Annotated in this window: 12 protein-coding genes; all 12 read left to right on the top strand. The window is 39.3% G+C overall.

All coding sequences use genetic code 11. The features are described 5' to 3' along the window. The first annotated feature begins 26 nt into the window (after positions 1-26). Positions 27-449 (top strand): hypothetical protein, encoded by a 423-nt coding sequence (locus BQ5364_RS11355; RefSeq protein ID WP_015542925.1) that lies wholly within the window; start codon positions 27-29, stop codon positions 447-449. Between the two features lie 714 nt (positions 450-1163). Further along, the gene (locus BQ5364_RS11345) at positions 1164-2012 is read left to right on the top strand and encodes a metallophosphoesterase family protein (protein ID WP_071144293.1); all 849 of its coding nucleotides are present in this window, start codon (positions 1164-1166) and stop codon (positions 2010-2012) included. 56 nt (positions 2013-2068) lie between these two features. Continuing rightward, a complete protein-coding gene (locus BQ5364_RS18100) occupies positions 2069-2215 on the top strand; it encodes a hypothetical protein (protein WP_015542922.1) in 147 nt (48 codons plus the stop codon). A gap of 98 nt (positions 2216-2313) precedes the next feature. Continuing rightward, entirely contained in the window at positions 2314-3927 is a 1614-nt protein-coding gene (locus tag BQ5364_RS11340; RefSeq protein ID WP_071144292.1) for a recombinase family protein, read from the top strand. Positions 3928-4003: 76 nt separating this feature from the next. Next, positions 4004-4759, top strand: a complete 756-nt coding sequence (locus tag BQ5364_RS11335) for a helix-turn-helix domain-containing protein (protein ID WP_235837163.1) — start codon at positions 4004-4006, stop codon at positions 4757-4759. A gap of 27 nt (positions 4760-4786) precedes the next feature. Further along, positions 4787-6523: a cache domain-containing sensor histidine kinase gene (locus tag BQ5364_RS11330; protein ID WP_159431685.1), complete on the top strand. Its 1737-nt coding sequence runs from the start codon at positions 4787-4789 to the stop codon at positions 6521-6523. Further along, on the top strand, positions 6507-8711 hold the full coding sequence (locus BQ5364_RS11325; protein ID WP_004611372.1) for an alpha-galactosidase: 2205 nt from the start codon (positions 6507-6509) through the stop codon (positions 8709-8711). The genes BQ5364_RS11330 and BQ5364_RS11325 overlap by 17 nt, the downstream gene beginning before the upstream one ends. A 129-nt stretch (positions 8712-8840) precedes the next feature. Further along, on the top strand, positions 8841-9485 hold the full coding sequence (locus BQ5364_RS11320) for a peptidoglycan recognition protein family protein (RefSeq protein WP_044986654.1): 645 nt from the start codon (positions 8841-8843) through the stop codon (positions 9483-9485). 132 nt (positions 9486-9617) lie between these two features. Then, positions 9618-10514: a LysR family transcriptional regulator gene (locus tag BQ5364_RS11315; RefSeq protein WP_004611370.1), complete on the top strand. Its 897-nt coding sequence runs from the start codon at positions 9618-9620 to the stop codon at positions 10512-10514. Between the two features lie 46 nt (positions 10515-10560). Then, positions 10561-11517, top strand: a complete 957-nt coding sequence (locus BQ5364_RS11310) for a carbohydrate kinase family protein (protein WP_022250609.1) — start codon at positions 10561-10563, stop codon at positions 11515-11517. 21 nt (positions 11518-11538) lie between these two features. Then, on the top strand, positions 11539-12048 hold the full coding sequence (locus tag BQ5364_RS11305) for a YqeG family HAD IIIA-type phosphatase (protein WP_044986652.1): 510 nt from the start codon (positions 11539-11541) through the stop codon (positions 12046-12048). Positions 12049-12242: 194 nt separating this feature from the next. Continuing rightward, on the top strand, positions 12243-14246 hold the full coding sequence (locus BQ5364_RS11300; protein ID WP_071144291.1) for an oxidoreductase: 2004 nt from the start codon (positions 12243-12245) through the stop codon (positions 14244-14246). The last annotated feature ends 91 nt before the right edge of the window (positions 14247-14337 follow it).

The following is a 14337-nucleotide window of genomic DNA, read 5'->3' as shown; positions in this document are numbered from 1 at the left end:
AAACATCGAAATTGGAGGAAATTACTATGAAAAAAATCAATCTTCGGGATTATTACCCGTATTATACACAAGACATGATCGTTGAGGTGCCGGATGAAGTTGCTTTGTTGCTTCGGGAATATATGTTGTTGGAAGAAGCCTATCGGATTCGTACATACCGCTATAAAGCATTTTACTCTCTGGATCGAGACGAAGGTATTGAGCGTGAGATATTGCAAAAGCCTCTTAACCCGGCAGAAATTTGGGAACAGCGTCAAATGACAGAGTTGATTTATAAAGGTCTTTCCAAACTTCCGGTAAAGCAGCGCCAACGGATCTATGCACACTTTTTTCTTGGCATGAGCAAAGCAGATATTGCCAAAGCGGAAGGAACACACAAAAGCCGGATCACCCGTTCTATCGAAGCCGGATTGCGTAGTCTGGAAAAATATTTCAAAGAAATTTTATAACAGACGGCAACTTTGCCCCTAAAAATGTACTGAATAGTAGAGGGACATATTCGGCGGGACAAGCTGGACGGGTGTGGTAAGGAAGCATATACATCCTCCCATCCCAACTGCAATATCAATTTGTCTGCCATGCCCCTTGCTTGTTCCTTGACAACCGAATATACGCTGTTACAGGTACTTCATTCTGTGTTCCGAGCGGCAGATGGGGCGGCGCGGTGACAGGCGGCCTAAGGAGGTGATGAATCCAGGCTGTCCGAGCGATAAACGCAACCTACGAAACCGGCTGTGGCAGGCCGGACGCGATAACGACACAGATCATAATGGTACTTCTTCACAGCTTCCTAAAGACTTGGGGAGAGTTCCTGCGGCGTTTGCTTGCTCTGGCAAAGCGGCGGCGTATGTGGGACTATGATGCGGTGACGCTACCCGCAGCCTGTAACAGCCCCGTCCTTATAACAGAAGGACTTGCCGGGGTGCGTGGCAAATACGGCAGTAAAATCGAAATCAGATATAATGGGCCGGATTTATGTGTGCAATAACCATAGATCCGACCTATTCATGTGGTTTTGATGATAAGATATAAAAATGTGGGAAGAAAGTGATCTATACTACAGGTGGAAAACATAGCGGCGGAAACTGCTGAAAGTATTGTTGCTGTGTGTTATAATCAATCAAGATGCAAATGCTTAAAGGATATAAGGAGTGAGATACAGCATGAAAATACTTTATGTTACAGACCTGCATGGAGATAAAAATAAATACAGAAAATCATTAGAAATAGCTATGAAACAAGAGATCAGAGTTATTGTGAATGGTGGAGATATGCTTCCAAAATTGGGAGAAAGACATACAGAACAACCGTTATTTATCAAAGGATTTCTAAGTAATTACTTTTCCATATTGCAAGAACATAACATTACATACCTTAATATGCTGGGGAATGACGATTTGCTATCTGTGGATAATCTTTTTGAACAGACTTGTGGGGGATTCGCAAATGTTCATAATATAGCAGGTAAAAAAATCCGCATTGACGAATATGAATTTATTGGAATGAATCAGATTTTGGATCATCCCTTTGGATGTAAGGATCGAGTTGTTACAGAGACAGATTATATTCCCCAAAGACAACTTAGCCTTTTTGCCGGTATATCGAATGAATATGGTTATGACAGAATTTTTGACTGGTTGGAGTATTCCAAAACAGAACTTCCATTGATGTGTGGAATTTTGAAAGAACTGCCTGAACCGGAGAGTCCGAAGAAAACGGTATATGTTATGCACATGCCTCCTGCCGGATTGCGTTTGGGACAGCTTCTATATCAGGATTTGGATATAGGATCAGTAGATATTTATGAGTTCCTTAAAGCCAAACAGCCGTTACTTTCTCTGCACGGGCATATTCACGAAAGTCCTGATACAGAAAAAGGATCATGGATGAATCAGATAGGTACTACAACCTGTATTCAGCCAGGGCAGACAGAGTTTGGCGATAGTAGTATGGTTTATGCAGAGATAGATTTAAAAAGCGGAGTATATGCACGAAGAATTGTAAATATATAGGAGCAAAAAAACACCAGTGATGGTGTTTTTTTGTTGCCCGGAAATGAGGTGAGCACATGGAAAATCCTAAACAGGAGAATGCAGTCCAAATTGGGAATACAACGTTTTATGTAACTTCCGTTTTTTCCGGTACGGTTCAGTTGGAGTATTTAATTAAACGACTGATCCAGAAAGAAATTGAGCAGGAAAACAATACCCGTTGATTGAAAAAAACAGTAGAGCAAATTGCTGAAAAGAGTGCTTAAACGTGTTATAATTATAAAGTACAAAGCAGTTTGTTTGCTGTTGGAAAGGAGCAGAAATGTTAAAACAGCAGACAAAACTAAGAGTTAGATTATATGCACGTTTATCGAAAGACGATGGGGATGCGGATAAGGAAAGCAACAGCATTACCAATCAGTTGCAGATGTTAAGGTACAATGCTAAGGAAAAAGGATTTGAAGTGATAGGCGAATATGTGGACGATGGTTATTCTGGAACCACCTTCAACCGGCCGGATCTGAACCGTATGATTAAAGATGCTATGGACGATCCGGAACCGAGCGGTATCATGGTAAAGGATATGTCACGTTTTGGACGTAACAATGCCATGTTCATGTATTATGTGGAAGAAATCTTTCCTAATAATGATATTTTGTTTATTGCTTTGAATGATGATGTCGATACAAGATTTGATGAAAACGAGATGATGCCGTTTAAATCTATTATGAATGAGTATTATGCTCGTGATACATCAAAGAAAATCCGAAGCGTAAAAAAGACAACAGCATTGAGTGGTGGGTTCTGCGGTTCATTTGCACCTTATGGTTATGTGGTGGACCCAGAGAACAAAAGAAAGCTATTGGTTGATTCTGATACAGCACCTATTGTCAAACGAATTTTTGAATTATCGAAACAGGGCAACAGCGTTCATCAGATTGCGAGAACCTTGTGCGAGGATGGTGTTCTGATTCCGAGAGCATACAGGGCAATGAAGAACGGCACTCTGGAAACAAGTACAGGATTTAAGTTTCCAACGGATTGGGTAGCAAAGAATGTGAAGATGATTTTGGAGAATCAAGTGTACCTGGGACATATGGTTTCTCATAAGACACAGACCAAATCATTTAAGAATAAGAAGCCGGTTGCAGTTCCGAAAGAAGAATGGATCATAGTACGGAACACCCACGAAGCGATCATTGATGAAGAAACCTTTGAACTGGTGCAGAAATTCATCAGTGTAAAAAAACAGCCGAATAAAACAGGACGTCCTAATATATTTGTGGGTCTTGTGAAATGCCCGGATTGTGGTCGCAACATGGCGTTTTCTAATCCAAATGGAAGGGAGCCTCGCTTTCGCTGCAGAACTTATGTAAGGAATAGCAATCTTTGTACAACACATGCCATTTCTTATGAGGCGTTGCAACAGATTGTTATGAGTGATATTCAAAAGCATATTAAGAATATGGAAGCCTTAGGAGATCAGTTTATACAGGAAATGCACGAATTGAGCGAAAAAGGCGGCAGTAAGAAAATCAAACAGTTCGAGAAAGACTTGGAAGTAGCAGAAAAACGGATTGCAGAAATTGATAGTGTGATTATGAAGCTCTTTGAGCAGAATGCACTCGGTAAGATTTCTGATGAACGCTTTGAAAAGATGTCCTCAGCTTATGAAAGTGAGCAGAAAGAACTTGCTCAAAAAAGAGACGAATTAAGAACTAAAATCAGAGCGGAAGAAAAGAAAACACAGAGTACCAATCAATTTTTGGAAACAATTCGTAAGTATGAAACAGTAACAGAACTGAACCGTTCTATGCTGGTGGAGCTGATTGATAGTATTTATGTATATCAGGCAGAGGGAACCGGCAAAGATCGTAAGCAAAGAGTGAAAATTAACTATCGTTTTCTTGCGGGGTCTCAATGTGGTATCGCCTGATATTGAAAGCTGTGTCGATAAGATGGCGAAAATGTATGGAAATGTATTTTTTGTGGTGGGAAAAAGTTTTGCCGGTATGAAGAACATAAAGGACTGTTATCAGAAAGAAATCAAAGATATGGTAAACAGGCAGTTTTATTTTAAGGAAAAATCACTGCTTGTATTAGAGATGCCACAAGTTTTGGAAAAAGAACAACGGTTTCCCTTTGCGGATTATTCAGAACTGTTACTTCATAGTCGCTTTGCAGATGCAATTGCGATGCTCAAAAAATATGTGTTTTATTTGAAAGAGCGACAGGTAGAGGAGTACCGCTTGAAAAATTTGACCAAGAATTTATTATACAATTATCTGATGGAAATCGAGCGGTATGAAGTGGAAAGCGAGCAATTGCGGCAACAATATTTTAACTGGATTGACAATACACACTATATCGAAGAATTTGTGCAGGTGTTTCAAGATATTATAGAAAAATTGGAAGCATTGCGAGTTTATCAGCTAGAGGCAGAAGATGTTAAAATTTCGAAAATGAAAAAGTATATTAAAGAGCATTATCAGGAGCAGCTGGAACTTTCGGAAATTGCAGAAAATTTTAACTTTAATTATCATTATCTGTCTTCGTATTTCAACAAACATACAAAAGAAGGATTCAGCGGATACTTGAATAAAATCAGAATTGAGAAGGCTTGTGAACTTTTGCGAAAGGGAGATATGAGTATATCACAAATCAGTGCTGCAATCGGATATTCGGACCATAGTTATTTTTGCCGAGTATTCAAAAAAATGATTGGAAATACACCGAGCTCTTATAAAAGACAGATGAAAAAGGAGTAACACATGAAGAGGCAAATCCATATAAATATGTTATTTGTAAAAATTTTATGCACCGTGATTGTGGGAATCACTTGTCTTTCGGTGGCTCTTAGTACATTGAATTTATTTATTTCCAAAAAGGTATTTGTAAATAATTTTTCAGAATCACAGCGAAAAATTTTCAAGCAGATTGACAAAGAATTTTATAAGTTTTTTTCGGATGTGATTGAGATTACCTCGAAAGCAAATATGAGCTGGGCGGTTCGGGAATATCTAACGACACAGAATCAGACAGATGAAGAAGAGATGAAAACGATATATTATATGCAGAAACATATGAAAGAGACAAAAGTAGATGAGCACAGTGAGCTTGGTGTAATGCTGATGGGAATGAACGGGAAAAATTATATTTTGAATAATGCCAGAAAAGATATCTCAGCGGAGGCAATTTTGCAAAGTGAAGTGGCGAAAAAGGCGATGAGCAATCCAGGAAAGCTGATTTGCGAGTATGAAGAAAAAGGATACACCGACGATCAAAAAAATGTGCCGGTTTTGGTGATGGCAAAGAGTCTGAATTACAGTGAGAAGGATGTTTGCGATGGAATTATATTTATATCGATCAAAGAATCTGAGTTTCAAAAAATGTACGATTATTTTACATCGGATACAAGTGATATTATTATCTTGAATCAGAATGAAAAGGTGATCTCTTCAAATGAGCGAGAATATTTAAACGGTGAAGGCAAAAAGGAATTGGAGATGATTTTGGATCAAGTCGACGGTGAAGGGAAGAGTCTGGGAAAGATGTATTTGACGCAGAAACTTCAAGGTACAAACTTTCGGATGGTCGGCGTTATAGATCCGGATTTTGCATTCATACAGCAGTATCATCTGAAAAGCAATATACTTCTCACGCTCGGCATTACGGTTTTGATAGGACTGTTTGTATTTATTTTTATTAAACAACAGACGAGACCATTATCAAAACTGGCAGATAAGATGAGGCTTGTGCAGGAAGGAAATATGCAGGAATATGTAGATGTGGAAGGAACAGAAGAAATTCAAGAACTTTCGAAAGCTTATAATACGATGCTGGAGCGAATCAATCAATATATAGAAGAACGCATGAAAATTCAGGAAGAAAAACGAAACGCGGAAATTCACGCATTGCAGATGCAGATTAATCCACATTATATGTATAATACATTGGCAAGTATAAAGTGGTTGACATGGCAGGGGGATGTGAAAAAATCGACCGCAGTCATCGATGCCTTTATTTCCTTGCTTCGCAATACGATAAGTAATACGGATGAATTTGTGACAGTAGAACAAGAAGTGGCAAACTTGAAAAATTATGTTTTGATTAATCAGACGAGATATGGAGATGCAGTCGGAGTCGAATTTTATGTAGTGGACAAATGTAAAGAATATCTCGTTCCAAAGTTGATTTTGCAGCCTTTCGTAGAGAATGCATTTTTTCATGCATTTCCAGAAGGAATGGAGGGGGAAATTTCCGTTTTTATAAAAGAAGAAAAGAAATATCTGAGATTTGACATTGAGGATAACGGTGTAGGAATGGATGCAGAGCAGTTATATACTTTGAATAATAAAAAAGATAAAAAAAGTGAACATTTTACAGGGATTGGAATTAACAATGTAGATGATCGTATTAAATTGATTTATGGTATGGATTACGGAATCAATATTGTTAGTGAAAAAGATAAAGGGACAACAATTACAATTTTGTTGCCGAGAAAGGAAAAAGAACATGGCAATTCAATTTGATAAAGAAAAAAATATATTTACATTAGAGAGTAAAAATACTGCATATCAAATTATGATAGGAGATTATGGAGTATTACAACATCTATACTATGGAAAGCGGGTCGGTAAGTGTGATATGTCTTATTTAGTGCAGATGTACGATAGAGGATTTTCTGGACAAATACCAGATGCGGGTAATCGCCGGGAATTTTCGATGGATACACTGCTTCAGGAGTATTCCACATATGGAACAGGTGACTATCGTACAGAGTCATTGCGTATCATAGATGGGAATGGAGGATATGGTGCTGACCTTCGTTATGAATCGCATAAGATTTACAAGGGAAAATATAGTATTTGCGGGCTTCCTGCAATGTATGCGAAAGAAGAGGAAGCGGATACATTAGAAATTAAGCTTAAAGATTTCACAACAAATGTTGCGGTCATATTGTATTATGGCGTGTTTCATGAGTTAGACATCATTACAAGAGCTGTCACTGTAATTAATGAGGGAACAGAGACTATTATATTGGAAAAGGTGGCATCAGCATGTTTGGAGTTTTACCACAAAGAGTTTGATATGGTACACTTTCATGGAAAACATGCGATGGAGCGGGAACTGGAACGTCTTCCAATAAGGCATGGAATGCAGTCCATTGGAAGTGTGCGTGGGACATCCAGCCATCAGCACAATCCGTTTGTGATTTTATGCAGTAAAAATGCAACAGAAACGACAGGGGATTGTTATGCGATGTCGTTTGTGTATAGCGGCAATTTCCTTGCTGAGGTAGAAGTGGATCAAATTGAACAGACACGTATGGTTATGGGAATTCATCCTACGCAGTTTTCTTATCAATTAAAACAGGGAGAGGTGTTCGATGCTCCGGAAGTGGTAATGAGTTATAGTGGAGAAGGGTTTTCAAAACTTTCTAATACATTTCACAAGGCATATAGGAATCATCTATGCAGAGGAAAATATAAACTTTCGAGACGCCCGATTTTAATCAATAACTGGGAGGCTACCTATTTCCAATTTGATGAAGAAAAGCTATTTCAAATTGCAAAGGAGGCAAAAGAACTTGGCGTAGAAATGTTCGTTATGGATGATGGCTGGTTTGGAAAGAGGGAAGATGACACCTCTGGACTGGGAGACTGGTTTGTGAATGAAAAGAAGATAAAAGGCGGGCTTGGAAAGCTGGTAGAACGTATTAATCAGATGGGTATGAAGTTCGGAATTTGGTTCGAGCCGGAAGCTGTTTCGGAGGACAGTGAGCTATATCGGGCACATCCGGACTGGTGTCTTGCCATTTTAAACCGAAAACCAAACAGAAGCCGTTATGAATTGATCTTGGATATGGCGAGAGCGGATGTGAGAGAATATCTGTTTCAAGCTATGTGTGAGGTGTTAGATTCTGCAAATATAGAGTATGTGAAGTGGGATATGAACCGGAATCTGAGTGATGTGTGGTCTGCATATTTTCCGAAAGACAGACAGGGAGAAATTTACCACCGCTATGTACTCGGATTGTATGAATTGTTGGAAAAGCTGATTCAGCGATATCCGGATATTCTGTTTGAAGGGTGTTCCGGAGGAGGCGGGAGATTTGACGCCGGGATGCTCTATTATACACCTCAGATATGGTGTAGTGATAACACAGATGCAATTGAGCGGTTATCTATACAATACGGGACTTCTTTCGCTTATCCGATTAGCACAGTCGGATCTCATGTGTCGGTTTGTCCAAATCATCAGACAGGAAGAAACACACCGATGTATACAAGAGCAGTTGTCGCAATGGCTGGAAGTTTTGGGTATGAATTAGATGTGAACCAGCTGTGCGAAAAAGACAAAGAAGAGATTCGATATCAAATAGAAGCTTATAAAAAATACCAAAGCCTGATTCATGACGGAATATACGACCGTTTGTCAAATCCTTATGAAAACCATACGTATACAGCATGGCAATTTACAAGTGAAGATAAATCAGAGGTGCTTGTAAATTATGTGCTGACGAAAAAGCATGCGAATGAAAAAGTGTATTATTTGTATTTGCGAAATTTGGAGGAGGAAGCATTCTATCAAGACAAAGAAAATGGGAAAATTTATACCGGAGCCGCATTGATGTATGGTGGATTGCCAATGCCGAGAAATATTCAAGAGTATGAGGCCGTGCAGCTTTACTTTGAACGTTTGGAAAAAAGTAATTAAGAAAAAACTAAGCAAATTTTGAAATAATCCGTAGAAAAATATGTTAGAATCATATATCATATTTTGATATACGGGGGTTGTAGTATGACAGCAAATCACAGAAGAAAAAAAGGGAGAAGTAAGAACAGAATGAAACGGCGAATCCAACTCTATACACGAGTTGGCGCGGCCTGTCTGATTTTGCTTACGGTTGTGCTTGGGGGAATGAAAGTGTTTCATATTGGACCATTGGGTAATGGATATATGGAAATTACAGGTGCAGATATAGATGCTGCTAAGCCGGATATCGATGTGCAACTTTTAACGGTAAATGAATATTCTAGACCGGGGACAAAGACAGAGCGAATCAATGGAATTGTAATTCATTATACGGCGAATCCCGGATCGACTGCTATGCAGAATCGAAATTATTTTGAAGGCTTAAAAGACAGTCACATAACGAAGGCAAGCAGCCATTTTATTGTAGGATTAGATGGAGAGATTGTGCAGTGTATTCCGACGTGGGAGGAAGCATACGCATCCAATGACAGGAATCCTGACACGGTTTCTATTGAGACATGTCATCCGAATGAAGATGGAAAATATACACAGGCAACCTACAAATCTATGGTACAGCTGACAGCATGGTTATGTAAAAAATTTGATTTGACCGAAAAAGATGTAATTCGTCATTATGATATTACCGGCAAGATTTGTCCGAAATATTTTGTAGAAGATGAAGCGGCATGGGAAAAGTTTCGGGAAGATGTAAAAATTGTATTGGCTAAAATGTAAAAGAGTCCAACTCGGACTCTTTTTATCATGTGCGGTTAACTTACTTATTAGCAAAGATAATAGTTTTTATCTATAGATTATAGAGAGAAATTGTGATATACTTAACAAAACTTATTTGAAGGAGAGAGGCATATGAATTTAAATCAATTGCATTATTTTGTAACACTAGCCTATATGGAACATTATACGAAAGCGGCGAAGCAACTATCTATCACGCAACCAAGCCTCAGTCATGCAATTGGTATGTTGGAACAGGAACTGGGGACTTATTTATTTGAAAAACAAGGACGGAACGTAGTTCTTACAAAATATGGAAAAGTATTTTTGAAATATGCCGAGGAGTCTTTGCGGGTGTTGGATACCGGAATTAAAAAGACGAGATCGATGACAAGTGAGACAAGCGGTGAGATTGATATCGGATACATCTATACACAGGGGAGTGAATTTATACCGGAGCTGGTTAAAAATTTTTTGGACGAGAACAAAGAAAAAGATATCCAATTTCACTTTAACAATGGAGTGACAGAGGAGATTGTGAAAGGTATCAAATCAGAACGTTTTGACCTTGGATTCTGTTCTTATATGAAAAATGAGCCGGATATTGAATTTATCCCGGTTACAAAAGAAGAACTTGCAGCAATTGTGCCATATGGACACCCATTAGCAGATCGGGAGAGTGTAAAATTTGAAGAGATTGCCAGTTATCCTCAGATTTTTTTCAATAAAACGAGTGGACTTCGTGCGGTGATCGACGGGCTTTTCAAAGACGCAGATATTACTCCGGATATCAAGTACACGGTGGACGAAGACAGCGCACTTGCCGGACTTGTGGCAAAGGGATTTGGTGTCGGGATTGTACCGAATATTCCGATTTTGAAGAGCCTGCAGGTGAAGATTATCCCGATTGAAAAGCTGGCGTATCGAAGATATATTTATATGGCGATCATGCGGAACAAATATTTATCGCCGATTGTAAAGCAATTTCTGCAATATGTTCAAAAAAACTATAAAATAGAAATTGAACAATAGAAGTGTGTCGGCTATAATAGATGGAGAAAATAAGGGAGGTTTTACAATGCAGAAAGAATTTGATGTAATCGCATTGGGAGAATTATTGATTGATTTTACGATGCACGGGGAGAGTGAACAGGGAAACAATCTTTTTGAGGCGTGTCCGGGTGGGGCGCCTTGTAATGTGCTCGCAATGCTGAACAAGTTGGGAAAGAAGACGGCTTTTTTGGGGAAAGTAGGACAGGACCAGTTTGGAACACTGTTGAAAGCTACACTGGATGATGTTGGAATCGACACCTCCGCTTTATATATGGATCAAGAGGTGAATACCACATTGGCATTTGTGCATACATTTCCGGATGGGGACAGGGAGTTTTCGTTTTACCGGAATCCGGGAGCTGATATGATGCTGACAGCTGATGAAGTAGATGAAGAATTTGTAAAAAAGGCAAAGATATTCCATTTTGGAACATTGTCTATGACTCATGACGGAGTGAGAGAAGCCACAAAAAAAGCATTGAAAATTGCAAAAGACAATGGGCTGGTCATTACATTTGACCCGAATCTTCGACCACCTCTTTGGAGCTCATTAGAGCTTGCAAAAGAGCAGATGGAGTATGGATTCGCATATTGCGATGTTTTGAAGATTTCAGATAATGAGATTCAGTTTATCTCAGGAAAAGAGGATTACGATGAGGGAATCCGGTATCTGCAGGAGAAATATCAGATCCCGCTCATTCTTCTGACTATGGGGAAAGATGGAAGTCGTGCTTACTACAAAGATATGAGAGTGGAAGTTGCCGGACGCGTTGTGAAGGCAATCGAGACGACAGGTGCAGGAGATACTTTCTGTGGAAGCTCGATCAACTATGTATTAGAACATGGACTTGAGAATCTGACAGAGGAAAATTTAAAAGAGATGCTTTCGTTTGCAAATGCGGCAGCAGCATTGATTACGACTAAAAAAGGCGCGATTCGTTCAATGCCGGAAAAAGAAGATGTGCTGGCATTTATGGAATAAAAAGAGAAATGGATGAAGATTATGTTTGAACGTTTTTTTCCGGATGACTATGTCGCATCGACCTATGTTATTCCGTTTGAAAAATTATATGAAGAAGGCTATCGGGGACTGATTTTCGATATTGATAACACATTGGTTCCGCATGGTGCACCGGCTGATGAGAGGGCAAAAGCGCTGTTTGCGAGACTGAAGGCGATTGGATTTTCCAGTTGCCTGATTTCGAATAATCAGGAACCCCGCGTAAAGATGTTCAATGAAGAGATTCAGACGAACTATATTTTTAATGCTCACAAACCATCTACAAAAAATTACAAAAAGGGGATGGAGATTATGGGCACAACACCAGAGAATACAATTTTTATCGGGGACCAGCTGTTTACTGATGTCTATGGCGCAAAACGGGCGGGAATCCGAAATATACTTGTGAAGCCGATTCACCCCAAAGAAGAGATTCAGATTGTTCTGAAACGATACTTGGAAAAAATTGTATTACATTTTTATCGAAAAGAGAAAGACAAACGGAAAAAGTAACTGTTCTTTGAGCAGTTACTTTTTTAAATCTATAGAGAAAATTTATCAAAAATGATGAAAATACCAATTTGTTTTATGGATGAAGAGTGCTTATAATAGTAGCTAAGAAAAGACAGAGGCCGGCGCCCAAGGCAATGTCAACAACCTCGTTTCACATGGATCTGAAACAATCATTTAGAAGGAGTTAGGAAAAAATGCAAAGCAAATATACACATATTTTTGAACCGCTTACAATTAAGCACATGACACTGAAAAACAGAATTGTTATGACACCAATGGGAACGAACTATGGAGAACAGAATGGAGAAATGAGTTTTCTTCATATCAACTATTATGAACAGAGAGCAAAAGGCGGAACAGGTCTTTTGATCGTAGAAAATGCAAGTGTAGATTCACCGGAAGGATCTAATGGAACAACACAGCTTCGTATCGACCACGACAGCTATATTCCAAGATTATTCAAATTGAGCGAGACAGTACACAAACATGGTGCCTGTATTGCAATCCAGATCAATCATGCTGGAGCTTCTGCGCAGTCTGCAAGAACAAATATGCAGCCGGTTTCTGCGTCGAATATTCCGTCAAAAGCAGGTGGAGAGATTCCAAGACCGCTTGAAAAAGAAGAGATTTTACGCATTGTAAAAAAATACGGAGAAGCTGCAAAGAGAGCACAGATCGCAGGATTTGATGCAGTGGAGATTCACGCCGGACACTCTTACTTACTCAGCCAGTTCTTGTCACCGATAACAAATAAGAGAACGGATGAATTTGGAGGTTCCCCAGAGAACAGAGCACGTTTTGCAAAAATGGTTATTGAAGAAGTACGTGCACAGGTAGGTCCATTCTTCCCGATTTTTGTAAGAATCAGTGCAGATGAATTTTTAGAAGGCGGAAACACATTGGAAGATACTTTGGATTATCTTCAGTATTTTGAAAAAGAGGTAGATGTATTTGACGTTTCCTGTGGTTTGAATGGCTCTATCCAATATCAGATTGATGCTAACTACCTGGAAGACGGATGGCGTTCTTATATGGCGAAAGCAGTCAAAGAAAGATATGGAAAAATTTGTATCACAATGGGAAATATCAGAGACCCACAAGTTGCAGAAGATATTTTAGAAAGAGGAGATGCAGATCTCATCGGTATGGGACGTGGTCTGATTGCGGATCCGGAATGGGTAAACAAAGTAAGCTTTGGCGATGAAAAAGAAATCCGTAAATGTATCTCATGTAACATCGGATGTGCAGGAAACCGTATCGGAGTAAACCGCCCAATCCGTTGTACAATCAATCCGGCTGTGAATGAAGGAGAAGGATACAAAAAACTTCGCGTGAAGAAATCTTGCAATGTTGTTGTAATCGGTGGAGGTACTGCAGGACTGGAAGCAGCATGTACAGCAGCTGAAGTTGGATGTACAACATTCTTGATCGAGAAAAAGGCAAATCTTGGAGGTCTTGCAGCGGAGATTTCCAAGATTCCGGATAAAAAGAGACTGTCAGATTTCCCGAATTATCTGATTCACCGTGCAAGCAAGCTGAAAAACTTATTTATCTTTAAAAATACAGAAGCAACAATTGAGTTGGTTGAAAGCCTGAATCCGAACATTATTGTCAATGCGACAGGATCGAATCCACTTCTTCCGCCAATCAAAGGATTACACGAAAATATTAACAAAGAAGGCGGAAAAGTATCTTCTATCACAAATATGATCAACCACATTACAGAATATCCGGAAGACTTGACTGGAAAGAAAGTTGTAGTCATCGGTGGAGGAGCAGTTGGTCTTGATGTAGTGGAATTCTTCGCACCAAGACATGCGGATGTGAGTATCGTAGAAATGATGCCGGTTATCGGAAATGGAATTGACCCTGTTTCTAAAGTTGGAACATTTACGATGATGGATCAGTATGGAGTACAACAGCTTCCAAACACAGCTTTGTTAGAAGTAAAGAGCGATGCATTCCTTGTGAAAATGCCGGATGGAGAAGAGAAAGATCTCGCATTTGATTACGGATTTGTATGTCTTGGTATGAGAGCAAATGCTCCGATCTTAGATGCGTTGTATAATACATTTGGACACAGCGGAGATGTAGAGATTATGAACATCGGTGACAGTGTCCGTGCAAGAAGAATTATTGAGGGTACAACGGAAGGGCGTAATATCCTTGAAGTTTTGGAAAAAAGAGATTATTTATAGAATTTAACGCCTGTTTATGAGCAAAAATAGCTGCTTGCAGCGGAAAAGCACTGAAAGTGCGTTTCGCGAATGGCGTGGAGTGAACTGTAAC

The organism is Coprococcus phoceensis, assembly GCF_900104635.1.
Classification (GTDB): Bacteria; Bacillota; Clostridia; order Lachnospirales; family Lachnospiraceae; genus Faecalimonas; species Faecalimonas phoceensis.
The sequence above is the reverse complement of the archived record's forward strand: the minus strand, read 5'-3'. Positions and strand labels throughout refer to the sequence as shown.

Coding starts and splice junctions, on each gene's coding strand:
- BQ5364_RS11340 (WP_071144292.1), top strand. CDS start 2,314: ATGTTAAAACAGCAGACAAAACTAAGAGTTAGATTATATGCACGTTTA.
- BQ5364_RS11305 (WP_044986652.1), top strand. CDS start 11,539: ATGTTTGAACGTTTTTTTCCGGATGACTATGTCGCATCGACCTATGTT.
- BQ5364_RS18100 (WP_015542922.1), top strand. CDS start 2,069: ATGGAAAATCCTAAACAGGAGAATGCAGTCCAAATTGGGAATACAACG.
- BQ5364_RS11330 (WP_159431685.1), top strand. CDS start 4,787: ATGTTATTTGTAAAAATTTTATGCACCGTGATTGTGGGAATCACTTGT.
- BQ5364_RS11345 (WP_071144293.1), top strand. CDS start 1,164: ATGAAAATACTTTATGTTACAGACCTGCATGGAGATAAAAATAAATAC.
- BQ5364_RS11355 (WP_015542925.1), top strand. CDS start 27: ATGAAAAAAATCAATCTTCGGGATTATTACCCGTATTATACACAAGAC.
- BQ5364_RS11325 (WP_004611372.1), top strand. CDS start 6,507: ATGGCAATTCAATTTGATAAAGAAAAAAATATATTTACATTAGAGAGT.
- BQ5364_RS11310 (WP_022250609.1), top strand. CDS start 10,561: ATGCAGAAAGAATTTGATGTAATCGCATTGGGAGAATTATTGATTGAT.
- BQ5364_RS11320 (WP_044986654.1), top strand. CDS start 8,841: ATGAAACGGCGAATCCAACTCTATACACGAGTTGGCGCGGCCTGTCTG.
- BQ5364_RS11315 (WP_004611370.1), top strand. CDS start 9,618: ATGAATTTAAATCAATTGCATTATTTTGTAACACTAGCCTATATGGAA.
- BQ5364_RS11335 (WP_235837163.1), top strand. CDS start 4,004: ATGAAGAACATAAAGGACTGTTATCAGAAAGAAATCAAAGATATGGTA.
- BQ5364_RS11300 (WP_071144291.1), top strand. CDS start 12,243: ATGCAAAGCAAATATACACATATTTTTGAACCGCTTACAATTAAGCAC.